Consider the following 24,245-nt stretch of genomic DNA (forward strand, 5'->3'; position numbering starts at 1 on the left):
GTTGGCAAGATTTAATTTCACTTTGATAGTAATTTGTATCTCCATTAGGTTCACCTTACTTTCTTTACTGACATTATAGCACTTTTGTTCGGTGAATACACATCATAAGGAAGCGAAAGGGTAAAAAGTAGGTTCTAACGAATCTAAAGTGAGGGCTATCCCTCCAGAGGTTAAAACCACTGGTATCCCGCCCTAAATTAATGAACAAGAAGCCCTAGATAAAGAGCTTATTTTACAACAGTTAACTAGCAATAACCAAGTTTTCTTACGTCAAAGTAAATTAGCCCACATTACCGTTTCCGCCTGGATTATTAGCCCCGACCATCAAAAAGTTCTCATGGCTTATCACAACATCTACCAGTCCTGGGCCTGGCTGGGTGGGCATGCCGACGGTGAAACGGACTTAAAACGGGTCATCCTGAAAGAAATCGCCGAAGAAAGCGGCTTGACGGCGGTCGAATTTGTGACCCCCTCCCTCTTTTCTTTAGAAGTCTTAACAGTTGACGGACACCAAAAACACGGACACTATGTCTCATCCCACTTACACTTAAACGTTACTTACTTACTGCAGGCAAGCGACGACCTTCCTCTTAGGATTAAAGCTGATGAGAATAGTCAAGTTGCCTGGTTAAAGCTTAGTGAGCTCAAACAAAAAGTCAGCGAACCGTGGTTTTATGACCACATCTACTCAAAATTAATGGCTAAGGTCAAAACCCTTTGCCGATGACTGGGCAAATGCTTGTAAATTTGTTATTCTAGGTAAGACTTTAGATATGGTTGGGGGAATTTTTATGTCACGTTTCAAAAAGAAGTACATCGCAGTTAGGGTTAGCTATCTTAACGGCAAGCAAGTTGAACTGCAATTACCCAAGGACTTGCAAAAGCCCATGTGGCATTACATTCACGAACACCCCCATGATTGGCAGCAGTTACTTTTAGGCGCCCTAATCAATACTCCAGCGGGCAAATATCGTAATCGAAAGGTGCCGTTGATGAAAGTTGGTAAAATTTGCGCCGTCTTTATCAAAAACAAGGCCCTTCCTAACCGTAGTCGGGGCCAGTTTATCACCGCCGATAAGTGGCAGTCCCCCCTCATTAATCCCTGGCAAGCTGCCTTCAAGCAAAACGTTCGTTTTTTACAGCATGATTATCCACCCTTGCATAAATATTTGATTGCCAAAGACTGTTTACTTTGGTGGCTTAAAACCAAATGGCGCCCATGACAAAACCGCTTGAAAGATTGACCAAAAATCAATCCTTCAAGCGGTTCTTATTTTTTAGCTTCAATTGGTTGCTAAGAGTTTTTCAAGGTCTCCACGTGTAATTAACTCTAAGTCACTTGGACCGTCACTTTGGGCTAGCCGACTAGCTTGGAGTCTAACTAACCGATCGTTTAAATTCCGTACCCACCGACCGTTACTGTGGTCATTGCTCTTTTGATAACTTTCACTAACTACGTAAGCATAAGCTGCCTGTTCTACCTGATAGTTACGCTTTTTTAGGTCCAGTAGCCCAATTTGTACTAATTCGGCTATGGTGTAGTCTGCAAAGGTAAAGGTGTTGGGAATCCGATTTTCTAACCCTGAATTCATTGCTAAAAATGCCTGCATTTCCTTGGTATAGCCGGCAAAAATAATTACAATATCATCCCGATGGTCTTCCATAAACTTCAAGATTTCGTTGATGGCTTCTAACCCAAAGTCATTACTCCCTCCAGTACTCAAGGTGTAAGCTTCATCAATAAAGAGTACTCCACCTAAAGCTTCTTCCAGCTTCTTTCTGGTTTTTATTGCAGTCTGCCCAACGTATCCTGCCACCAAGTCACTCCGAGAAACTTCGATTAGGGTCGGTTTCCTAATCAACCCTTTTTGGTACAATAATTCCCCTAAAATACGGGCAACCGTCGTCTTCCCAGTCCCTGGGTTTCCTAAAAACATTGCGTGCATACTCGTATTAGCCACTACCAAGCCGGCCTGTTTACGCTGTTGGTTAATTACATTGAGGTCAATAAAATTCTTGACCGCCCGTTTTACCTCCGCAATCCATATCAAACTATTTAGCTCAGCGTAGGCGTCTTTAGTTGCGTGGTTAGTGCCTAGCTGATCAGCTACCGCCTTAATATCTTCATTAGTAATGGTTTCTAAGTCCGTATCAGCCGTCGCCATCACCCGCTGCGACATCTGTTCGCGCAAGCGGTGGTTGAAGTCTGCCACCGCGCTCGCCTGGTTAAAGTTAGCCTGCTGACATAAGTGCGCCAATGTTTGGGTATAATAGTCCTCATCAGCCAAACGATACTGCCAGTCAGCCAGTAGTTTCTTTCCAATTTCAACTAATTCATTTTGACTATAACCAGTAAAATTCAACTGGTTGGGAAAATGTTTAGTAAAACCTGGAACTGAGTTTAATTTAGTAAGTTCTTTTTTAGGACCAGTTAGGATGATGACTGGTGTTTGCCCTTGCAATAATAAGTCTAATAACTCCGTTTGTCCTAGCAATTGTTGAGCTCCTTCGATTAAAAGGACCCCACCACGCGCATCTTCTAAGTATTCACCTAATCGTTCGTAGCCCCGCTCATCCGTTAATTCTTTGGCTTGGACTTTAATAAAGCGTTGCTCATCTACCAACTTAGCTTGGGCTAACTGTTGGACAAAATAGCGGGCACTAGTAGCCTTGCCACTACTTTTTGGCCCCATGAATAAGGCGTTTAAATTAACTCCCTCAGCGTTTAATCCCTGTTGTCTTCTGAGCTGATAAAAACGAGCCTTTTGTAAAATCGTTGCTAAACTAGCCTTGACTTCGCTTAAGCCCACTAACTTGTCTTCGGTTTGAAAACGAGTTTCAGCCTCTACTTGTTTCAAGCCAGTCGCTTGGTGCGCAAAGATTATGTGACTAGTCGCATCCGCTTTTAATTCAAGTAAACTAGCGTCACCGTCAGCTAGTTCGAGTTGCTCCACCGTCGCCAGCGCCCCATCTTCTAAGCGAATGTTAGGAGAAATTACCTCTTCAAAGAAAGCCTGTTTCAAATAAATCATCGCCTTAGCCCGCAGGTAAAGATTAATCACGTTTTCAGTGTGGGCCTTAAAGTAGAATTCCAATCATTAGGGCCAACTATAAACCTTGCCATAGGGCCCACCCCTTCAAAACTTATTTTCCAACCTAATTATAGCAAATTTTGTTAAGGGCACTAGTCACAAAAATGTTACTTTCAAGCACATTTAAAGTTATAATTATTAGTGAGAACGCATCCCTTGTACTTTAAGATAACAGAGGTGATTAAAATGCAAACCTTAAACCTATCCAAACTAGCAAGCTTAATCAAAAAAAGCGTCAAATCCTCGGGTTAACGCAACAAGCTTTAGCCAACCAAACGGGAATTAACCGAACTACTATTAGTAAGTTTGAATCCGGCCGCTTTTTTCCAAGCATCCCCCAACTCGAACAATTAGGGACTGCCTTAAATTTTGAGCTTGCCCCACTTTTCGAAACAGCACCGCCTCCCTCTACTTCTCCTAGCAAATCCTATAATATCACGGTGGTAGGTCTAGGTTACGTTGGCTTATCTTTGGCGGTTCTGTTAGCCTAACACAACCAGGTAACTGCCTTAGACCTAGTCAAGGCTAAGGTTGACTTAGTTAACCAAAGAAAAAGTCCGCTTCAAGACGACTACTTAGTTGACTACCTAGCCAATAAAGACTTGCGATTAGTAGCGACTACGGACCCTACCACCGCCTACGCCAAGGCCGACTTCGTAATCGTTGCCACCCCCACTGATTACGATCCCGTTCAAAATTACTTTGATACTAGTGCGGTTGAAGGGGTCGTTGCGGCTATTTTGGCAAGCAACTCTCACGCCCCGATTGTCATCAAATCAACCGTGCCAGTTGGTTATACGGCTGAACTCAACCACAAGTATCAGACCAACCGCATCCTCTTTAGCCCAGAATTCTTGCGGGAATCAAAGGCCTTATATGATAACCTCTATCCCAGCCGGATTATCGTTTCTAAGTCAGCTGACCCTAAGATTACCCAGGCTAGCCAGCTTTTTGCTAGCCTCCTAAAACAAGGTGCGCTTGCTAGCGATATTCCTACCCTCTTCATACCTCCAACCGAAGCAGAAGCTGTCAAACTATTCGCCAACACCTACCTGGCCTTGAGGGTGGCTTATTTTAACGAGCTTGATACTTACGCTGAACTTAAAAACTTGGATACACGGGCGATTATTAAGGGCGTCTGCCTTGACCCCCGCATTGGCAAGCATTACAATAATCCCTCCTTTGGTTACGGCGGGTATTGTTTACCCAAGGACACTAAACAACTTTTAGCTAACTACCAAGACGTCCCCGAAGATTTAATCGCGGCAATTGTCAAAGCCAATGCCACTAGAAAGGACTTCATTGCCGACCAAGTTTTAAAACAGGCTGGTTATTACTCCTACACTAGCAGCAATGCCTTTTGCAACTGACTCTGAAAAGTCTGTTACCATCGGAGTCTACCGCCTAACTATGAAAACTAATTCCGATAACTTTCGCTCCTCTTCTATCCAGGGAGTTATGAAGCGAATCAAGGCTAAGGGTGCCAAAGTAATCATCTATGAACCAACTTTGGCCGACCAAGCTACCTTTTTTAACAGTCCGCTAGTCAACAACCTTGCAAGCTTTAAAGCCCAAAGTGACGTCATTATTGCCAACCGCTACTCCCTAGAATTGGCCGATGTTAAACAAAAAGTTTATACCCGCGACCTATTCGGCAAAGATTAAAAAATCACAGTTCAAGTTACACTGATTAAAAACTTGAACTGTGATTTTTCAGTTAATATTATCTTGGATAGTAGTAAGCTAACACTCGCTCAGTAGCTTGACCATCATTTTGGGTATTCCACAACCGATTGAACTCAACTAAATCTTGAAGCTGACATGGCTGGGCTAGAATTTGGCTTAACTCAGCCGCATTTTTAACTAGTGGACCTGGCAGCCAGGAAATAAAGTCAGACTGTAAACCCTCGTAGGCTGCGTAAGCTTCCAAATCGTAACAGTAAAAAATCAGCTGGCCCGCATTAAGCAGTAAGCTATAATCAAAAATCACGGAGGAATAGTCAGTAATCAAGCGGGCTGTAATTACTAATACCTCTTCGGTCGAAAATTCATCTAACCACAAGACCTTGGGGTTATGACTATAGCGTTGTTTAAGCTTAACTGCGCTGGCTTTTAAATGGGGATGTAATTTAATCACCAAGACTTGCTTAGGCGCTAAGTTGGCAACCACCTCATCAAAGTCAGGGGGTAAATTAAGGGCCACTTGTCCCGAATTATCCCTTACTTCCCGGTAAGTAGGCGCATATAAGATTACTTCCTTTGTACGTAAATCAGGGTAGGCAGCTAATAAGCGGGCCTTAGTTTCTTTTTGCCAGTCTTGCTTAAATAACCTATCACTGCGGGGGTAACCTAACACCCTCATCTTGGTTGGGCTTACTTGGTAGCTGTTAGCAAAAACCTGGCCCATCTTAGGTGATGCGACCACGTAATCGTCAAATTGATCATAGACCTTACGAAAACGCCGCTGATCACTTGCAGACCGGGTGGCAGTCCGCGGTTCTTCTAAGCCAAAAGTTTTAATCGCCCCGTTGGCGTGCCAGACCTGAATGACTTTGACCTGGTGGTGATCAAGTAAACAGCCACCTAAAAAGGCATAGTAGTTATCACAAAAAAGTTTGCGCGCTGTTAGGATTAAACCCAATTTTTTAAAGGCAAAACCAAAGCCATCTTGAATTAACATGGTTTTGATTCCACTTGCCTCCAGTTGCTTAGCGGCTGCTTGACACTGAACTTGATAACAGACTAGTAGTTCATCTTTTTTAGCTAGGGCTTTAATAAAAGCCAGGTTATTTCCAAAGCTCATCAAGTAGACCGTGCCGGACTTAGGCTTGTTCACATAAAACAGGCTGACTAACTTAATTAACCATAAGTAGATTGTCTTTTTCATGGACCAACCCCCTAGACAGAAGGTTCTTCAAAGTGCCCCATAATGTGGACATTATCGGCAATACTTACAAAGGCCTTTGGATCAGATTCACGCATAGCTTGGCGTAATTCCGGTAACTCATAGCGTGAAATTACGGTAAAGAGTACGGTCTTTTCAACGTGCATATAAGCCCCTTCGGCTCCGTGAATAATCGTAATCCCGTGATTAATGTGGTTTTGCACGCAGTCAATTACACTCTTAGGTTTAGTCGTAACAATCATCACCTGCATCTTTTGCTGCCGGGTGTAAACCATATCCATCACCTTAGCGTTAACTAATAATCCCAGGGCGGAATAAAAGGCATAGGGCCAACCGTAAACTATTCCAGCCGCCGTAACAATGAAAAAGTTAAAGATAATGTTGATTGTCCCAATACTTTTACCCGTGCGCTTCCGGATGGTTAAACCTAAAATATCCACCCCCCCGGTCGAAATCCCGTTTTTTAATGCCAAGCCCGTACCAAACCCGTTAATGGCTGCACCAAAGATGGCACAAATAATTGGATCCGTCGTTAGCGTTAGCGGCGTTAGCATCTTAATCATAAAACTTGAAGCAAAAACCGCAATTACCGTAAAAATGGTGAAGCGGTGTCCAATCTGAAACCAAGCTAAAACAAATAAGGGCATGTTTAAAACAAACAATAAGAGCGCCGTCGACAAAGGGAAAGGAGTATGCTTAGTCAAAGTGGTTATCAACTGGGCTAACCCTGTAATCCCTGAAGAATAAATATGACCTGGCGTCCAAAAAAAGTTCATTGCAATCGAAACCAAAATTCCGTAAATAAAGGCAGTCGAGGCCCGCATCATGTAGACATGGCGCTTCCAAAGCTTCTGTAATTCATCCATTTACTTTTCCCAGTGCTCCTTTTTAAATTGATTTCTCAGTCCCTCTTCCGCTTCAAACCGTGCTGGATTCTTCTTATAAAAATCTTGGTGGTATTCTTCCGCTTCATAAAAAGGCTTGGCATCTTCGATTTGAGTTACGATTGGCTCGCTAAATTGACCACTTTCAGCCAGTCTTTGTCTAGATGCCGTAGCAATTTTTCTTTGCTCGTCAGAGTTGACAAAGATGACTGGTCGGTAATTATCCCCCCGATCTTGAAATTGCCCCATCGCATCCGTTGGGTCGGTTTGATGCCAATAAATCTCAACTAGGTCCGCATAAGAAATAATGGTAGGGTCAAAGGTAATCTTAACTGCTTCCGTATGCCCCGTTGTATGTGAACAGACTTGTTCATAAGTTGGGTTAGGAACGTGGCCCCCCGTATAACCTGACCTTACCGAAATAATGCCCGGTTGCTCATCGAAGGGTTGAACCATACACCAAAAGCACCCACCAGCAAAGATAGCTGTTTCAACTTGTTGACTCATTAAAATTCCTCCTGTCTAAACGAAAAACTTGAATTTATTATACAATAGATACTTTCAAATTAAAAAGTGTTAGCCTACTTTTAGCAGTAAGCTAACACTTTAGTCTATTCTTCGTTCGTTTCTACTTCTAAACTTAATTCTTCTAATTGCTTAGCCGCTACGGTTGATGGTGCGTTAGTTAATGGTTCAGAGGCCTTGGAATTCTTAGGGAAGGCAATTACTTCGCGGATATTATCCTTCTTAGCCAAGAGCATTGCAAACCGGTCTAAACCTAAGGCTAAACCACCGTGTGGTGGGAACCCGTAATCTAGGGCATCCATGAACCAACCAAATTGTTCCTTAGCACTTTCTTCGCTAAAGCCTAAAGCCTTAAACATCTTTTCTTGAACTGACCGTTGGTGAATCCGAATCGAACCCCCACCGAGTTCATAACCGTTTAAGACGATATCATAACTTTGCGCGTGCGCCTTATGAGGGTCGGTTTCTAGCAAGGCAACGTCTTCTTCATTAGGCATTGTGAATGGGTGGTGAGCAGCAATGTAGCGCTCGAATTCTTCACTATATTCAAATAGTGGCCAGTCGACAACCCACACAAAGGCAAATTCATTAGGGTCAATTAAGTCTTGTTCCTTAGCTATTTCAACCCGCAGGTAACCTAAAGCATCGGCAACCACCTTAGCTTTATCCGCCACAAACAAGAGTAAGTCGCCGGCACTTGCATCGGTAGCCGCCTTAATTTTAGCAACGTGTTCTTCGTCAAAGAACTTAGCAATAGGACCGCTAAAGCCATCTTCTGTAACCTTAACCCAGGCTAAGCCCTTAGCCCCAAAGCGCTTGATATAGTCTTGCTTAGCTTCAATTTGCTTCCGGGAGTACTTATCGGCCCCGCCCTTAACCGCAATAGCCTTGACTTGACCACCATTAGCTAATGTTTGGTCAAAGACCTTAAAGCCGGCTCCGGCTACCGCTTGACTGAGGTCCTTTAATTCCATTTCAAAACGCAAATCAGGTTTATCGGAACCATAGCGGGCCATAGCTTCGTTCCAGCTAATCCGCTTAATTGGTGTTTTGATTTCGAGGCCTAAAGCAGCTTTCATAACCGCTTTTAACAAGCCTTCTGTCAATTCTTGGATTTCTTCTGCGGTCATAAAGGACATTTCCAAGTCGATTTGGGTAAACTCTGGTTGCCGGTCCCCACGCAAGTCTTCATCCCTAAAACAACGCGCAATTTGATAGTAGCGGTCAAAGCCAGCTCCCATCAATAACTGTTTAAAGAGTTGTGGTGACTGTGGTAAGGCATAAAAATGCCCTGGGTAAACCCGGGAAGGAACCAAGTAATCGCGGGCCCCTTCAGGGGTAGACCGTGTCAAATAAGGTGTTTCGATGTCAACGAAGTGATTTTCATCCAAGTAACGGTGAACCGCTTGGGTAATCTTACTTCTAATCATCAAGGCTTTTTGCATTTCAGGCCGCCGTAAGTCCAGGTAACGATACTTAAGTCTTAATTCGTCCGAAACATTGATGTCATCTTGAATATAAAATGGGGTAGTCTTAGCCTGGTTTAAAACCTTAACCTGATGAACTTCGACTTCGATTTCCCCTGTTTTCATGTTAGGGTTAACGGCCCCGTCTTTACGGGCCCGCACAAAACCTTGCACCTCTAAGACGTATTCAGTCCGGAGGGTTTCGGCCACTTCAAGACTAGCTTGATCAAATTCTTGACTAAATACTAATTGAACAATCCCTTCTCGATCCCGTAAATCAATAAAAATTAAGTTCCCTAGGTCACGTCGTTTTTGAACCCAACCCTTTAATGTTACTTCTTGGTCTAGGTATTTTTTATCTACTAACCCACAATAAGTTGTTCGTTTCATTATCTATTCCTCACTTACTTTTGCTTGCGCTAACTTAGCAAAGTCAGCATAGATTTCTGCTAAGCTAACCTTAATTTCACTTTGGGCTTGCATATCCTTCAAGTTAGCAGTGCCTGATTCAAGTTCGCTTTCACCGATTGTAATCGTAAAACGAGCATTTAACTTGCTAGCAGTCTTAAATTGGCCCTTAGGCTTTCTATTTAAGTAGTCGCGTTCAGCACTAAAGCCTTGCTTTCTTAAGCTTTGAACCAATTTTAGGCTTTCGGCATTAGTTGCTTGCCCAATTCCCACTACGTAAACATCTAAGTTATCTTCTAAGTCTAAGTCCTGGTCGGCTAAAATTAATAAGAGTCGTTCAACCCCTAAACCAAAACCAATCCCAGGTGTTTCCGGACCGCCTAGTTGTTCTACCAGGCCATTGTAGCGACCCCCGGCACAAACAGTTGTCCACTTACCACCAAATGCCTTCGCATCACTCATGATTTCAAAGATAGTGTGGTTATAATAATCCAAGCCCCGTACCATGTTAGTATCAATTTCATAGTTGATGCCTAATTGGTCTAAGAGGTCTCTTACTACCTGGAAGTGTTCCTTGGCTTCGGCTGTTAAGTAGTCTAAGATTTTCGGTGCATTAGCCACAATTGCCTGGTCGCCTTCATCCTTACTATCCAAAATCCGCAGCGGATTTTTAGTTAACCGTTCCTTGGAATCATCCGACAATTGATCCTTAAATGGCGTTAGGTAGTCGATTAAGGCTTGACGGTAAGCTGCCCTGGAATCCGCATCGCCTAGGGTATTTAGGGCTAGCTTCAAACTAGTCAACCCGAAGCTTTCTAGCAATTCAACCGCCATTGCCATTACTTCAACGTCTAAGGTTGGATTATCTACTCCAAATGCCTCTACCCCAATTTGGTGGAATTCACGTAATCGCCCGGATTGAGGCCGTTCATACCGAAACATTGGTCCCATATAATAGGTTTTTACAGGCTTGGTAACTTCGGGGCCATAAAGCTTATTTTCAACAAAGGCCCGCACCACCCCAGCTGTTCCTTCTGGACGTAAGGTAATGTGGCGGTCCCCTTTATCGTAGAAATCATACATTTCCTTAGTAACGATATCGGATGTTTCTCCAGAGGTTCTAGAAAAGACCTCAAAACTTTCGAAGATTGGGGTTCTCACTTCTTGATAACGATATTTTCTAAAGAGTGCGCGCGCAGTTTGCTCAACGTATTGCCACTTAGCACTTTGGTCTGGCATAATATCTGCCGTACCTTTAGGACGTTGGTATCTCATTGATTAACTTCCTTCCATTAAAATTTTCTCTTAGCCAAAAAAAGACGCCCCTGTCACAGACAAGGGCGCATGAGCACGGTACCACCTTTATTTATCACTTAAGAGGTAACGGCTCACCCGGTATGTTTCTCATACACCTTAAAAAGTGTCTTTCGCTAACACCTAGGTAGACTTTGCAGCTCCCGTCTACTCTCTGAACTAGGTTTACTAGCTACTCTTCTTTTCTCAAACGGCTAATATTATACCTCATAGAATAGCACGAAATTAGCTAACGGGCAAGCTTAGACTAGCTTTGTAAGCCCTTAAGTTAAGAATTCATTTTGTCCTCACTAATCCGTTTAATAACAATTAGATAAATCCGAACGAAAACGAATTCAAAATGTGAATTTCATTAATTTATTCATTCAAAACCGAATGTTCGCTTGTTAAATCTTGCTGCTTATGCTATTATCACAGTAAAGATAAGATTACTTATATAATTGTGGAATATGGCCACCAGTTTCTACCTAGAACCGTAAATTCTAGACTATAAGTAAGCGTCGGCATTAGGTCTACCTTACTTAGGTAGGCCTTTTTTTAGAGGGAGGAAATCATGAAGTTATTAGAAGATCGTATTAAAGAAGACGGAATTGTCCTTGAAGGCAACGTCTTAAAAGTCAATTCCTTTTTAAACCACCAAATTGATCCAGATTTGATGGCTGCTATCGGTCAAGAATTCGCTAAGTTATTCAAGGACCAAGGCATCACCCGCATCCTAACCGTGGAATCATCTGGGATTGCCCCAGCAATCATGGTGGGCTATGCCTTACACGTTCCAGTTGTTTTTGCCCGCAAGAAGAAAAGTTCTACTCTAAATGAAGCTGTATATAGTGCGGAGGTCTTTTCTTACACTAAGAATGTCTTAAACACCATCTCAGTTGATCAAAAGTTCTTAACTGCTTCTGACAAAGTGCTCATCATCGACGACTTTTTGGCTAATGGTCAAGCGGTCCTTGGCTTAATTGAAATCTGTCGCCAAGCTAAAGCAGATATTGTTGGGGCAGGAATTGTGGTTGAAAAGTCCTTCCAAAAGGGGGCGGACTTAATTAAAAAAGCTGGGGTCCACCTCGAATCACTAGCGCGGATTGAAGCGTTTGTTGATGGTCAAGTTAAGTTTGTGGAGGAATAATGATGACAACTAAAACAACTAATCCTAACCAAGCTAAAGCAGCTATTTTAGGCTTGCAACACCTATTAGCCATGTACTCTGGCGCGGTGGCCGTTCCCTTACTAATTGGGAGCGCCTTAAACTTTAACGCCCAAGAAATGACCTACTTAGTTTCGATTGATATTTTCATGTGTGGATTAGCTACCCTCTTTCAATTACTGCGTAACCGCTACTTTGGGATTGGGTTACCCGTTGTTTTGGGCTGTGCTATTCAAGCCGTTGAGCCTTTAAAGATGATTGGAAAACAGTTTAGTATCGGCACAATGTATGGGGCCATCATCGTGGCAGGGATTTTTGTCTTCTTAATTGGGGGTCAGTTTTCTAAAATCAAGCGCCTCTTTCCGCCAGTGGTTACCGGGACTTTAATTACCGTTATCGGCTTAACCTTGATTCCAATTTCGCTTCAAAATATTGGGGGCGGGGATGTGACGGCCAAAAACTTTGGCGCCCTGCAAAATATCGGGGTCGGTTTCTTTACAGTCGTAGTGATTTTAATCCTGTCCGTTTGGGGCAAGGGTTTTATTAAGTCAATCGCCGTTTTGATTGGTTTAATTTTAGGTAGTTTGTTAGCCGCTTGCCTAGGGATGGTGTCGTTAGCACCAGTTAGCCAGGCTGCTTGGTTCCACGTTCCCCAACCATTTTACTTTGGTATGCCTCAGTTTGAATGGTCCTCTTCTTTAACAATGATTATTATCGCCCTAGTCTCAATGGTTGAATCCACCGGAGTTTTCTTCGCCCTAGGTTCGGTCTTGAAAAAAGATGTGACTGCGACCGACCTTAAGTTAGGTTACCGGGCAGAAGGGTTGGCCGTTATTTTAGGGGGCATCTTTAATACCTTCCCTTACACCACCTTCTCCCAAAACGTCGGGCTCCTTGAGTTATCTGGAATCAAAACTAAGCGGCCTATCTACTGGTCAGCCGGGTTATTGATGTTATTGGGACTGTTACCTAAAATCGGTGCGCTAGCAACTATCATCCCCACCCCCGTCTTGGGTGGCGCGATGCTAGTAATGTTTTCTATGATTGGGGTCCAAGGGATTAGAATGCTGGCTCAAATCGATTTCAGCGATGAACGTAATATTTTGATTGTCGCCACTGCCTTGGGGCTTGGCCTCGGGGTTTCATCTTACCCAACCATTTTCCAATTCCTTCCCAAAACAGTTCAACTTTTCTTAGGAAATGGCATCGTGGTTGCCAGCATCTCTTCTGTGGCCCTAAACCTCATTTTTAAGGGAAAAGACGGGCTAGATCAAGCCTAACGTTACTACAAGAAACCAGGTTCTAGTGTGAGCCTGGTTTTTTGTTTAAATTCTCTAGCCTAAACTGACTTTAAGTCTAAAGTAGGGTATAATTAAGCGTGTATTTTATTTGTAAGGAAGGATTTAGATGGCAGAATCAAGACGAGCACGCCTTAAAAAGCAGGCGGGATTTGAACACCACCAGTTAGTTTTACTAGCAATCATTCTGATTTTAGGGCTGAGCTTGGTCTATAAAACTATTAGCTACTTTAAGCAGGCGGTTGTCGAAACTAATACCGTTGCCCTTACTAAGGGGCCCGGACTTGAATATCAAAAGCTAGCTAGCCTAACCAAGGGCAGTAGGCTTAAAGTGTTAGACCATAAGTACCACTGGTACCAGGTTAAGACTAGCACTGGGCAAATTGGTTGGGTCCCTGATTGGGTTTTAGCAAACAAGTACTGCCTAAAGCCACAAAGCCTTAGTGAAGCTACGATTGTCTTGGATGCAGGCCATGGTGGAAGCGACTCCGGGGCTTTATCCAACAGCGACAAAAAAGAAAAGGACTACACCTTAAAGTACATTAAACAACTGGCCTCTAAGTTAAAAGAACAAGGTGCTAAGGTCTACTTTACCCGCGATAGCGATAAATTTGTCAGCCTTAAAGCCCGCCCAGCGCTAGCAGAGAAACTGCATGCGGATGCCTTTATCAGTATCCACTTTGACTCTTCCCCTAATCCTAACGAGGCTTCAGGAATTACTAGTTACTATTATCACAAAACTTCTTCCAAGCCTTTAGCTTACTACATCAGCAGCCACTTAGACAATTTAGGCTTAGATAACCGGGGGACAGAGTTTGGCGATTTCTTGGTCATCCGTGATAACACCATTCCCGCCGTCCTGTTGGAACTAGGTTACATTAACACTAGCCAAGATTTTGCCTTAATTACCACTGCTAATTACCAAGACAGCGCTACTGATGGAATCGTGACGGGACTTAAAGCCTATTTCAACGCTAAGGCTAATAATAATTAAGGGAGGTTTTTATGACTAATAAACGTTTATTAAGTTGGGCTTTAAGCCTCATCTTGTTAGTTGCAATTGGTGGCTTAGCCTTCAGTCTTTACCATAAGAGCCGCCCCCAAACCACCTACTTGACCCCACCTAAAATCAGTTTAACTCAAATTAAACAGCAAGCTGATTTAGTGGTCGAAGCTAAGATTCTCAAACAAAAAAGCGACCAACTTAAGCTTAAAGGGGTAACTTACACGGCCTATCAAGTCAAAGTCACTAAGGTCTCTCAAGGCTCACTAAGCCAAACTCAGCTTACTATCTATAAAGCTGGGTTTCGTGACCCTAAAAGTGGTAATTACGTCTTATATCGTGGTGATAGCTTGCCTTTGGTTAACCACCGCTACCGCTTTTACTTAACAAAGGTTAAGGGGCATTATTTAGCTAATAGCCCTAAGGCAATGACTAACTTAAAGGAAAACTAAAAAAGATGGCAACCAAGCTGAATGGTTGCCATCTTTTTTAGACAAGAATTGCTGACAGGTTAGTCACCCTTAAATCAGGCTCACAATCCTCAATTAGGTCATCGGGATCAAATAAAATTCCCGCCATCCCTGCATTATGCCCTGCTTCAATATCTAAAGTCCGGTCTCCTACCATGGCTGCTCTAGCCGGATTTACTTGATACTTCTCACAGAGGTACTTGAGCGAAGCCGGGTTGGGTTTGCGTGCGAAGTTATCAGCCCCGCTAACCCCGCCAGTAAAATATTGTTTTAGGTTTGCTTTTGCTAGTAACTGCCACGCTTCATCGTTACGGTGCGTCAACAAGAAATTTTGTCCGCCCGCAGCAACGATGGCTGCCAAGACTTCCTTAGCCCCGTTGAAGGGTTGCAAACTTTGCAAATGTGCGCGCTCATAACTTTTATAGTCGGCATAGGCCTTTTTTAAGTCAACTTGAGGCCACTGCTTTCCTAAACTTTTAAAGGCTTCTCCGCGTGACTTTTGCCGCATCAGTTGATAAGCTAAGTCTTTACTTACCTCTACTTGCTGGCGCTTAAAACCGTAAACTAAGGCGGGCGCCATTACGGCGTAGCTGTCAAACAGTGTCCCGTCAAAATCCCAAAAATACGTCTGATACATTTCCTACCTCCGATAAGCTAGCCAGTCAGTGGCAATATTCATTGCCAACCGACAAGCATTCGTTTTGTCTAAGATATGCAGGCTGACAAAGTCATGAATGATGCCCTGGAAGCGGATTTGACTGACATCAACCCCTGCATCCCTCATCTTTCGTGCCAAAGCTTCGGCCTCGTCACGAGTAACATCTGCTTCGGCCGTCATGATTAAGGTTTCCGGCAATTTGGCTAACTGCTCAAAACTCGCCTGCAAGGGGGCTAGCAACAAATCTTTTAAGTCCAGGTCACCACGATAGGACTCTAAGGCCCACTTCATCTGTTCCCTTGTTAAATAGTAGCCCCCCGCAAAGCTAACGTACGAACTAGTATCGAAGTTGGTGTTGGTCACTGGATAAAATAGTAACAATTTATAAATCGGTAAGTTACTAGCCTTAGCTCTTAAAGCTACGTTTAAAGCCAGTGTTCCCCCTACGTCATCACCTGCAACCAAGACCCGCTTTAAATCCAAGGGATACTTAAGGGCCAAAGAAGCTAGGCTATCAAAGACTGCCTGGGCTTGTAATAACTGTGTCGGGGCTTTGGCTTCAAATAAGTTACTGTATTCTACAAATAAAAGGCACACCCGGGCCCGGGCCGTCAGTTCCCGACATAACTTATCGTAAGTTTTAGCATCCCCGGTAATAAACTGACCCCCATGTAAATATAATAGGGGCGGAACCTGTTCTGCTTCCTGCAAATCAACGGGCAAAAAGACCCTAACTACTACCTGCCCGACTTCATCTGACACCCAAATTGTCTCGGTCATCTTTTTTACCGGGTGCAGGTAAATCGGTTGGGCCTGTTCAAAGGCCAAGCGCTCCTTGATAACGTGCAAACCAATAGTCGTTGGAACAAATTGCCCCGTTTTTTCACACAAAGTCCGCGCAGCTTTTTCTAGTGATAATAAGGCCACACAATCACTCCCCTAGGCTTCGTAAATAATTGTTACCGGCCCATCGTTTAAGAGTGAGACCTGCATATCGGCACCAAAAACGCCAGTTGCAACCTTAGGTCCATAACTAGCTAACGCCTGGTTAAACTTCTCATAGTTTAATTGGGCTAACTTTGGATCCTGTGCCTCAGTGAAGCTAGGCCGGTTGCCCTTTTTAACCTGGGCATATAAAGTGAACTGGGAAATCGATAAAATTTCCCCACCAATATCTAGCAGACTAAGGTTTAACTTATCAGCTTCGTCGCTGAAAATACGGGCGTTAACAATTTTTCGGGCCAAGTAGTCAATCTCAGCCTGCCCGTCCCCATCGGTAAAACCAACCAGCAACAAAAGGCCCTGCTTAATTTGCCCGTTAACTTGCCCAGCGATTTCAACTTTTGCTTCCTTAACTCGTTGTAAAACTACGCGCATACTCTTTCCCCTCTAATGAATTGTTCGTTTAACTGTGTAAACATCCGGAATTCGCTTGATAGCGTCCATCACCCGTTCAAGGTGTTCTAAATCCTTGATACCCACCGTGGCGGTGATGATGGCCATCTTGTTATGATTGACCCGGCCGTTAATTGACGACATGTTCTTGGTATTGTTACTGATGGTCATGATGATATCGTTTAGTAAGCCAGAACGGTTATAACCGGCCACTTCCAAGTCAGCGTCATAGAATTTCCGGTTATCAGGAATTACGTTCCAAGTAACACTAATCAAGCGGTTAGCCTCATCATCACTCTTAATGTTAGGACAATCTACTCGGTGTACGGAAACCCCCCGGCCCTTAGTGATGTAACCAACGATTTCATCGCCAGGAATTGGGCTGCAACAGTGGCTAAGCCGGACTAACATGTTGTCGATACCTTCAATTAAGACCCCTTCTTCGGCCTTCTTCTTTTCGGTTTGCTTAGTTTGCTTGTCTTTTTGCTCTAATTCCTGGTGGTCTTCTAAGATAGCCCGCTCTGCTTCCTTCTTACGGGCAGCTTCGGCCTTTTCACGAATTTCTTCGGTTAAGATGTTAACTACCCCGGTTGGCTGGATTTCCCCAAAGCCAATCGCAGCGTATAAATCATCGGCCGTGGTCAAATGCCGCCGTTCATAAGCCCGCTTTAAGTTATCATTGGTTAACACTTCACTTGGTTTAAAGCCTGCTTCTTCCAAGGCAGAGTGCAAAATGTCGCGACCTTGAACGATATTTTCTTCCCGGTCGCGTAATTTAAAGAAGCGTTTGATTTTATTGCGCGCCTTATTAGTATGGACTAAGTCCAACCAGTCACGACTTGGTCCGGCTGAATTTTGGGAGGTCATTATTTCGACAATATCCCCATTTTTTACCTGATAATCCAGGGGCACAATCTTCCCGTTGACCTTTGCACCTGAGGTGTGGTTACCAATTTCGGTATGGATAGTGTAAGCCATATCTAACGGCCCGGCCCCCTTAGGAAGCTCAAAGACATCCCCCTTCGGGGTAAAGACGTAAACCCGGTCACCAAATAAGTCGCCCTTAACGCTTTCCATAAAGTCGCTGGCATCGGTGGCTTCCTTTTGAAATTCGATAATTTCTTTAAAGAGGTTTAACTTATCCCCCGTCGTTGTCTGGTTAACGCCTTGTGTCTTGCCTTCCTTATAGGCCCAGTGAGCAGCAATCCCATATTCAGCTACCCGGTGCATCTCCTCGGTCCGAATTTGCACTTCAAAAGGCCGCCCGTTTGGTCCAATCACAGTTGTATGGAGTGATTGGTACATATTAGCCTTAGGCATCGCAATGTAGTCCTTAAATCGACCTGGCATTGGCGTCCACCGGGTATGGATAGCCCCTAAGACGGCGTAACAGTCCTTGATTGACTTAGTAATTACCCGCACCGCTAATAAGTCATAGATTTCGCTAAATTGCTTATGCAAATCCTTCATCTTGTGGTAGATCGAATAGATATGCTTAGGCCGCCCGTAGATATCACAATCAATCTTCAAATCCTTGATGGCGTCTTTAATTTCTACAATTACTTCATCAATGTAACGTACCCGTTCTTCACGCCGGGAATTCATCAAATGGGCAATCCGGTAGTATTGTTGGGGATTGAGGTAACGTAAGGACGTATCCTCTAATTCCCACTTAATCGTGCTAATCCCTAAGCGTTCAGCTAAGGGAGCATAGATTTCGAGGGTTTCATTTGCAATCCGCCGTTGTTTATCGGGCCGTAGGTGACTTAAAGTCCGCATATTATGCAAGCGGTCGGCCAATTTAACGATGATAACCCGTAAATCCTTGGACATGGCCAAGAGTAGCTTGCGGTGATTTTCAGCTAGTTGTTCTTGGTGGGACTTATACTGGATTTTAGATAACTTTGTTACCCCGTCAACGATTACTTCAACATCGTGGCCGAATAATTCGCCTAAATCCCCCAGGGTTACCTTGGTATCTTCAACGACGTCGTGTAAAAAGCCCGCACTGACCGTTTCAGGATCCATCTTTAACTCGGCCAAGATACCTGCAACCTGGATGGGATGGATAATGTATGGTTCTCCTGATTTTCTTCTTTGTTCCTTATGAACATAGGTTGCAAAATCACAAGCCTTTTGCACAATCGCCACATTTTTTTCATTCATATATTGCCGACAAATATTGATTACATCTTCGGCTGTCCAAATAACTTCTTTTTCCATATCATCACCCCATAAAACTTTACGTTAGCTTAATTCCAAAGCTAGGCTTATTTTTTAGTTATCCCAAATGCCAAAATTGTCAGCACCAAATAAATATACCCAAAATAACGGACATAACTATCAAAAAAGAGCCCATAAGTTAATAAAAACATTAGCGGGAAAAACAAGGTAAAGAAAATGCTATGGTCCAACTTACCGATAATTAAGCCCACTACCACGGCGAAAATAGCGTCAAAGCCAAATAAAATAAACCCAATTTCCGTAATGTCAGTTGCATTTAGTGTCTCGTAAATGATAGGGACTATAAAACAAAAGGTAGCCGCAAAACAGAGATACCATAAAGATCTAAGCGATAGTAATTGTCTTAAGTGTTTCTGCATAAAATTAAATAACCCTTCTTAAATTAAAATCTTATTACCTATTTTACTCTATCTGCTCTTAGGCGGTCAATCATTACAAAGCTTAAGATAGTTTGAAAATTAATCTTTCTTAGGCTTTAGTAACTAAAAATACTCCCAAGCTTATTTAAGTTTGGAAGTAATTACCTAATCTTATTCTAATTCTAAAGCATATGAAAGGCTTGCTAGCAGGTAAAGGGGGGCCGTTTCTGCCCGTAAAATTCGTGGCCCTAAGCCTCCAAGAACAAACCCGGCCTGCTTGGCTAGGGTTACCTCAGCCGGGGAAATTCCCCCTTCAGGTCCAAAAACAGCTAAAAGCGGTTGGGCTTTAGTTCTTAATTCCCGGGTTAGCTTGACCAACGCCTTGGTCTCCCCTTGCTTGGCGGCTTCTTCGTAGGCTAAAAACTTAGCCCCCTCAAAAGTTGTCAGTTCCTTTAAACTCTCAACGTATCTAACGGTCGGAATCTTAGTCCGGTGTGATTGTTCGGCTGCTCCCTGGGCAATCTTTTGCAAGCGGTCGACCTTCTTTTTAGCTTTTTTTTGATCCCACTTAGCTACGGAGTAATCTCCTTTAAAGAAGATAAACTCACTTGCCCCCAACTCAGTTCCCTTTTGGACAATCCATTCCGCCTTATCCCCCTTGGATAAGCCGCAAGCGATACTGATTGCCAAGGGTAATTCCACTTGGCTGTCCAATTTACTTATAACTTTAGCCTTAGCCTCTTTATTGGCAAGCTCACTAAGTTCCATCAAGTAGACGGTTTGCTTAGCGTCGACTAATTCAAATTGACTGCCGACCTTCATCCTCAAAACCACCACTGCATGGTGGTAGGTAGTCGCATCCAATTTATATTCCGTTTTGATTTCTTGGTTAGTAAAGTAACGTTGCATCCTTATTCACCTTTCCGCGGTTTTTGGGCCACTAAACCGTACCAGTCACCTAATTTGAAACTTGCTTCTAGTTCAAACCCCGCTGTGGTTAAGGCTTGTACCACCTTAGCTTTTTGCTCGCTAATAATCCCGGATAAGATAACCTTGCCCCCCTCGTTTAGGTTAGCGTAGGCTTGGGGCATTAAGGGGAGTAAGAATTCCGGTAAAATGTTGGCCAAAATCAAATCAACCTGCTGCTCAATTCCGTCTAAGAGGTTATTAACTTTTAGTTCAATCGGTAGAGCCTGCGAATTTAATTCTAGGTTAGTCTTAGCAGAGGCAATGGCTTCTTCGTCAATATCCGTAGCCAGCACTGACTTAGCCCCTAGTAGTTTGGCTACGATAGCCAAGACCCCAGAACCAGTCCCCACATCAATCACAGTTTCGCCCCCGCGCATCACCGTTTCCATTGCCGTAATGGTTAACCTGGTTGTCGGATGGGTCCCCGTTCCAAAGGCCTTGCCTGGGTTAAGGTAGACCAGTTTTTCTAAGTCATCGCCAGCTTGATAATCTTCCCAGGCAGGAACCACCGTTAAATAGCGGCTTAGGCGGGTAGGGTGGTAGTACTTCTCCCAGGCGGTCTGCCAGCTAGCATCATCAACTTGGGCTAAAGAAACGGTTGCTTGTCCGGGATTTAGCCCGAAAGTGGTTAGGGCCTTAATCTTACTTTCTAATTCTAAGGCTAACTCCTGCAAATTTTGCTCAGCCGGAAAATAGGTAACCAACTCAACGGCTTGCTCGTCAGTTTCAATTTCCTGCAAGCCCCCGGCCCCATTTTCCATCAAAAGATTGGCGACCGCTTCTTTGGCCTCCATACTCGTCTTAACTAGTAGTTGTGTCCACTCCATCTTCTCAATTCCTTTACTTAAAATTTAGGATAGGCTAAGTTACCACTAAGGTTTTGTTTAGCTACCCATTTAGCTAGTTGCTCTTCATCAAACTTTAATTCAAAAATTGTTTCAGACTCTTCGTTTAAAAAGTCCAACAAATCGGCCTGCCCGTTATCTACTACCTCTTGTAGATAAGCTAAAAAGCCGGCTGCCTGCTGCTTAGTCCAACCCGCTTTGCCAGCAAACGGTAGGCAAGCCAAGTAATCGGCGGTATCAAATTCAGCCGGCTTTTGCTCATCGTAGAGTAAAATGGCATCCACAAAACTGATAATTTCTTGATCAGAGTCTACCCCGCTAGCATCAATGATTTCTTGCCCGGCTAGATTTTGGGCATAAAAAGTCAGCTCTAAGGTAAAAGTTCGCTCCGTCTTTTGCCAGCTGAGGTCTAAATCACCATCAAAGTCTAATTTGGCTAGGCCAGCCTGTAAGTAAGTTAATAGATTTTCTTTTGCCACCTGAAAGTCATCTCCAAAATGTTTATTACTTATCTTACCCTATTTTGCTAGGCGCAAGCAATTTTTTCGCTAAATCTTTATTTTTATTGCAAAAACCACTTACAAACTTCGGATTTTTTGATAGACTTAAGTTAGTAAATATATCCACGTGTTATTTACTTAAAAAAGTTAGTACATAGTATGTAAAGGGGTCTTTTTTATGGCTGAATACAAAATGATTTTAGATTTAGATACCGGGATTGACGATGCCTTAGCCATCGCTTACGCACTCGCTACTCCCGAAAGTGATTTAATTGGGATTGTGAGCTCCTATGGTAACGTCCTAGTTGAGCGTGCTTGTCAAAATAGTTTGGATTTACTAGAACTTCTAGGTCATCCCGAAGTACCTGTTTTTAAAGGCTTAAGTCACTCTTCAACCACTAATAGTTTTTCTGTGATGCCAATTAGTGCCCAAATTCACGGTAAAAACGGGGTTGGTGAAGTCGAAGTTCCTAAGGCTAAGCGCCAAGTCGAAGCCCAAAGCGGGGTTGACTTCTTTATCGAAGCCGCTCACAAATACCAAGATAAGTTAATTATCGTCCCAACTGGTCCGCTAACCAACCTAGCAGCCGCTATTCAAAAAGATCCAACCATTGTTGACTTAATTGGTAACGTCACCCTAATGGGGGGAGCCTTAACTGTTCCTGGTAACGTCACCCCAGTAACCGAAGCTAACATCAACCAAGACCCAGAAGCTGCCGACATTGTCTTTAGAAGTAATTTAAACCTAACTATGGTTGGGTTAGATGTTACCACCCGAACATTGTTAACCAACAAGGAAACAGCTAGTTGGCGCGCCCTTGGCACCCTTGCCGGCCAAAAGTACGCCGACATCGTCGACTACTACATCGATGCTTACAAAGTAACTAGCCCCCACCTCGGCGGTTGTGCTTTGCACGATCCCCTTGCAGTTGCGGTTGCAGTTGACCCATCCCTAGTTGATTTATTAAAATTAAACATGAAGGTCGACACAAAAGCCCCATTTGCCGGACGGACAATTGGGGATGAAACCCGCATCAACGACCCTGCCTTACACACTAAAGCAGCGGTTAACGTTGATAAAGAGCGGTTCTTAGACCTCTTCATGACTAAGTTAACCGCCCTCTTCAAGGCAAATTAATTAGAAAGAAGGAACAAAGCTTGGCATATCTTGGAATAATCCTCTTTTGTTTTTGGTTGTTAATCATCAGCCATAAACTAACCGCTGGCCCTAAAAACCGTAGCTTTTCTTATGCCCGCGCATTTTTAGGCCTCAGACTTTGGTACCAAAATCCCCGGATACTCCTTTTATTGATAGCTTTAGCTTGCCTAATCTTCTTTAGTCCCCTAAAACTAGTCTACTTAGTTTTTGCTCTCGCCGCCTATTTGACCGCCTTTTTATGCGGACGTAACTTTTGGAACCGGATTGGTCCCGCTTGGCCCGGCTTGATCTTAACTCTTAGTAGCTTTACTCTAGCAGTAATAACAACCGTTATTTACTTCCACATGTAATAATAGCGGCTCAACCATACTTACCTGTGGTTGGGCCGCTATTTTTTCAGCTTTTACTTTGATTGAATTAATCACTTAATAATTTATAAACAACATAACTTTCATCTAAAAATATTATCTTCACCTCAATTCCTTCCGAATAAATTACCCTTCGTAAACAGCCTTAGTAAATTTCTTCAAATTAACATAGTCTACTTCGTAACCAAGTCCTGGTTCAGTAGGAACATTAACATAAGTCCCATCTAACTTGATTAATGGTGAAATGATATCTTCAGCATAGTACCGCTCACAAGCAGCAATGTCATTAGGAAGGGTATAGTTGGCTAAAGTTGCAATGGCAAGGTTACCTGCTCGAGCAATTCCTGAATCAAGCATCCCCCCGCACCAACATTGAATTCCATGTTGACCTGCATAAGCTTGAATTTGCTTGGCAGCACCGAAACCGCCGACGCGAGCAACTTTGATATTGATAATTTTACCTGCACCTAGTTCAACCATTTTGCGTGCATCATCTAAAGAGACAATACTTTCATCTAAGCAAATAGGTGTCTTTAATTGAGCTTGCAGTCTAGCATGATCAACAATATCACCTGGTTCTAGTGGCTGTTCAATCATTATTAAATCTAGGTCATCCAGTCGTTTAAGCAACTCTGCATCTTTCAACCTGTACGCAGAGTTAGCGTCAGCCATCAACATTGCTTGTGGAAATTCAGTCCGAACTGCCTTTAGATAATCATAATCACTACCTGGCTTAATTTTCATTTTAATTCGACGATAACCCGCTTCGATATACCCCCTTACAACCTCAACCAAGGCTTCAGGCGACTCTTGAACTCCAATGGAAACACCAACCTCTACCTTATTTTTTACACCACCTAACACCTTAAATAAAGGTAGACTTTGTTCTTTAGCATATAAGTCCCATAGGGCACAGTTGATTGCTGCCTTAGCCATATTGTTCCGACGAACATAAGCAAACAAGCTATAGATCTCATCTGGATGCTTAATTTCTACTTTTAATAATTGTGGCAACAGTTGCTCAGTTAATAATGCCAAAGCTCCAGCCCGAAACTCTTCGCTGTAAAAGGGTATATCAAAAGCCGAGCACTCACTATAACCCTTTAATCCCCTACTTGTTACTAACTCTAAGATGAGAGTTTTCTTGTATTTAATGGTAGCAAAACTAGTTGTAAATGGTTTTCGCAATGGTAAATCAATTTCATATACTTTATAGTTCGTAATTTTCATGTACTT

General features: G+C 43.2%; 23 protein-coding genes, 1 pseudogene and 1 riboswitch. Of the genes and pseudogenes, 9 read left to right on the plus strand and 15 right to left on the minus strand.

Translation table 11 applies throughout. The features are described from left to right. The first annotated feature begins 196 nt into the window (after nucleotides 1–196). Complete coding sequence (locus FC14_RS09120) at nucleotides 197–727, plus strand: NUDIX hydrolase (protein WP_056977586.1); 531 nt, start codon at nucleotides 197–199, stop codon at nucleotides 725–727. Nucleotides 728–791: 64 nt separating this feature from the next. Further along, the gene (locus tag FC14_RS09125; RefSeq protein ID WP_056977588.1) at nucleotides 792–1,223 is read left to right on the plus strand and encodes a DUF7679 family protein; all 432 of its coding nucleotides are present in this window, start codon (nucleotides 792–794) and stop codon (nucleotides 1,221–1,223) included. A gap of 60 nt (nucleotides 1,224–1,283) precedes the next feature. Here the strand turns inward: FC14_RS09125 and FC14_RS09130 are convergent, their stop codons facing one another. Next, nucleotides 1,284–3,095 (minus strand): AAA family ATPase, encoded by a 1,812-nt coding sequence (locus tag FC14_RS09130; RefSeq protein ID WP_056977591.1) that lies wholly within the window; start codon nucleotides 3,093–3,095, stop codon nucleotides 1,284–1,286. Between the two features lie 200 nt (nucleotides 3,096–3,295). On the opposite strand from FC14_RS09130, the pseudogene FC14_RS09135 reads away from it, so the two are divergent. Then, a pseudogene (locus FC14_RS09135) lies at nucleotides 3,296–4,757 on the plus strand (nucleotide sugar dehydrogenase). A gap of 58 nt (nucleotides 4,758–4,815) precedes the next feature. Here FC14_RS09135 and FC14_RS09140 read toward each other — a convergent pair. The 5 genes from FC14_RS09140 to hisS form a co-directional block, all read right to left on the minus strand. After that, on the minus strand, nucleotides 4,816–5,979 hold the full coding sequence (locus FC14_RS09140) for a CDP-glycerol glycerophosphotransferase family protein (RefSeq protein WP_082618732.1): 1,164 nt from the start codon (nucleotides 5,977–5,979) through the stop codon (nucleotides 4,816–4,818). A gap of 11 nt (nucleotides 5,980–5,990) precedes the next feature. Then, the gene (locus FC14_RS09145; RefSeq protein WP_056977593.1) at nucleotides 5,991–6,863 is read right to left on the minus strand and encodes a YitT family protein; all 873 of its coding nucleotides are present in this window, start codon (nucleotides 6,861–6,863) and stop codon (nucleotides 5,991–5,993) included. Then, complete coding sequence (gene msrA / locus FC14_RS09150; protein ID WP_056977595.1) at nucleotides 6,864–7,388, minus strand: peptide-methionine (S)-S-oxide reductase MsrA; 525 nt, start codon at nucleotides 7,386–7,388, stop codon at nucleotides 6,864–6,866. 104 nt (nucleotides 7,389–7,492) lie between these two features. Then, entirely contained in the window at nucleotides 7,493–9,262 is a 1,770-nt protein-coding gene (aspS, locus tag FC14_RS09155) for an aspartate--tRNA ligase (protein ID WP_050612335.1), read from the minus strand. A 3-nt stretch (nucleotides 9,263–9,265) separates the two neighbouring features. Beyond that, nucleotides 9,266–10,555, minus strand: coding sequence for a histidine--tRNA ligase (gene hisS / locus FC14_RS09160; protein WP_056977597.1), 1,290 nt, complete (start codon nucleotides 10,553–10,555; stop codon nucleotides 9,266–9,268). 451 nt (nucleotides 10,556–11,006) lie between these two features. Beyond that, a riboswitch (purine riboswitch) is annotated at nucleotides 11,007–11,104 on the plus strand. A gap of 43 nt (nucleotides 11,105–11,147) precedes the next feature. Here hisS and FC14_RS09165 point away from each other — a divergent pair. From FC14_RS09165 to FC14_RS09180, 4 genes are all read left to right on the plus strand, one after another. Then, nucleotides 11,148–11,723 (plus strand): xanthine phosphoribosyltransferase, encoded by a 576-nt coding sequence (locus tag FC14_RS09165; RefSeq protein ID WP_056977599.1) that lies wholly within the window; start codon nucleotides 11,148–11,150, stop codon nucleotides 11,721–11,723. A 2-nt stretch (nucleotides 11,724–11,725) separates the two neighbouring features. Next, nucleotides 11,726–13,021: a nucleobase:cation symporter-2 family protein gene (locus FC14_RS09170; RefSeq protein WP_156655799.1), complete on the plus strand. Its 1,296-nt coding sequence runs from the start codon at nucleotides 11,726–11,728 to the stop codon at nucleotides 13,019–13,021. A 127-nt stretch (nucleotides 13,022–13,148) separates the two neighbouring features. Then, nucleotides 13,149–14,033 carry an N-acetylmuramoyl-L-alanine amidase family protein gene (locus tag FC14_RS09175; RefSeq protein WP_082618733.1) on the plus strand — a complete coding sequence of 295 codons (885 nt, stop codon included), beginning with the start codon at nucleotides 13,149–13,151 and terminating at the stop codon, nucleotides 14,031–14,033. Between the two features lie 11 nt (nucleotides 14,034–14,044). Further along, nucleotides 14,045–14,494, plus strand: coding sequence for a hypothetical protein (locus FC14_RS09180; RefSeq protein WP_056977603.1), 450 nt, complete (start codon nucleotides 14,045–14,047; stop codon nucleotides 14,492–14,494). A 37-nt stretch (nucleotides 14,495–14,531) separates the two neighbouring features. Here the strand turns inward: FC14_RS09180 and FC14_RS09185 are convergent, their stop codons facing one another. From FC14_RS09185 to FC14_RS09220, 8 genes are all read right to left on the minus strand, one after another. Next, nucleotides 14,532–15,149: an HAD-IA family hydrolase gene (locus FC14_RS09185; protein WP_056977605.1), complete on the minus strand. Its 618-nt coding sequence runs from the start codon at nucleotides 15,147–15,149 to the stop codon at nucleotides 14,532–14,534. A gap of 3 nt (nucleotides 15,150–15,152) precedes the next feature. Next, nucleotides 15,153–16,097, minus strand: a complete 945-nt coding sequence (locus tag FC14_RS09190; protein WP_050612341.1) for an alpha/beta hydrolase — start codon at nucleotides 16,095–16,097, stop codon at nucleotides 15,153–15,155. Between the two features lie 12 nt (nucleotides 16,098–16,109). Then, nucleotides 16,110–16,547, minus strand: a complete 438-nt coding sequence (dtd, locus tag FC14_RS09195; protein WP_050612342.1) for a D-aminoacyl-tRNA deacylase — start codon at nucleotides 16,545–16,547, stop codon at nucleotides 16,110–16,112. A gap of 12 nt (nucleotides 16,548–16,559) precedes the next feature. Then, on the minus strand, nucleotides 16,560–18,788 hold the full coding sequence (locus FC14_RS09200; RefSeq protein WP_056977607.1) for a RelA/SpoT family protein: 2,229 nt from the start codon (nucleotides 18,786–18,788) through the stop codon (nucleotides 16,560–16,562). Nucleotides 18,789–18,835: 47 nt separating this feature from the next. Beyond that, on the minus strand, nucleotides 18,836–19,168 hold the full coding sequence (locus tag FC14_RS09205; protein WP_056977609.1) for a hypothetical protein: 333 nt from the start codon (nucleotides 19,166–19,168) through the stop codon (nucleotides 18,836–18,838). Between the two features lie 171 nt (nucleotides 19,169–19,339). After that, on the minus strand, nucleotides 19,340–20,077 hold the full coding sequence (locus FC14_RS09210; RefSeq protein WP_056977611.1) for a 16S rRNA (uracil(1498)-N(3))-methyltransferase: 738 nt from the start codon (nucleotides 20,075–20,077) through the stop codon (nucleotides 19,340–19,342). Between the two features lie 2 nt (nucleotides 20,078–20,079). Continuing rightward, entirely contained in the window at nucleotides 20,080–20,964 is an 885-nt protein-coding gene (gene prmA / locus FC14_RS09215; RefSeq protein WP_056977613.1) for a 50S ribosomal protein L11 methyltransferase, read from the minus strand. Between the two features lie 17 nt (nucleotides 20,965–20,981). After that, on the minus strand, nucleotides 20,982–21,461 hold the full coding sequence (locus tag FC14_RS09220) for a DUF3013 family protein (protein ID WP_056977615.1): 480 nt from the start codon (nucleotides 21,459–21,461) through the stop codon (nucleotides 20,982–20,984). Nucleotides 21,462–21,660: 199 nt separating this feature from the next. Between FC14_RS09220 and FC14_RS09225 the strand changes: the two genes are divergently transcribed. After that, complete coding sequence (locus FC14_RS09225; RefSeq protein ID WP_056977617.1) at nucleotides 21,661–22,620, plus strand: nucleoside hydrolase; 960 nt, start codon at nucleotides 21,661–21,663, stop codon at nucleotides 22,618–22,620. A gap of 20 nt (nucleotides 22,621–22,640) precedes the next feature. Further along, the gene (locus tag FC14_RS09230) at nucleotides 22,641–22,991 is read left to right on the plus strand and encodes a hypothetical protein (protein WP_056977619.1); all 351 of its coding nucleotides are present in this window, start codon (nucleotides 22,641–22,643) and stop codon (nucleotides 22,989–22,991) included. Nucleotides 22,992–23,135: 144 nt separating this feature from the next. On the opposite strand, the gene menC is transcribed toward FC14_RS09230, so the two are convergent. Continuing rightward, the gene (gene menC, locus FC14_RS09235; protein WP_056977621.1) at nucleotides 23,136–24,239 is read right to left on the minus strand and encodes an o-succinylbenzoate synthase; all 1,104 of its coding nucleotides are present in this window, start codon (nucleotides 24,237–24,239) and stop codon (nucleotides 23,136–23,138) included. Nucleotides 24,240–24,245 lie beyond the last annotated feature (6 nt).

This window comes from Ligilactobacillus agilis DSM 20509 (genome assembly GCF_001436215.1).
GTDB lineage: Bacteria > Bacillota > Bacilli > Lactobacillales > Lactobacillaceae > Ligilactobacillus > Ligilactobacillus agilis.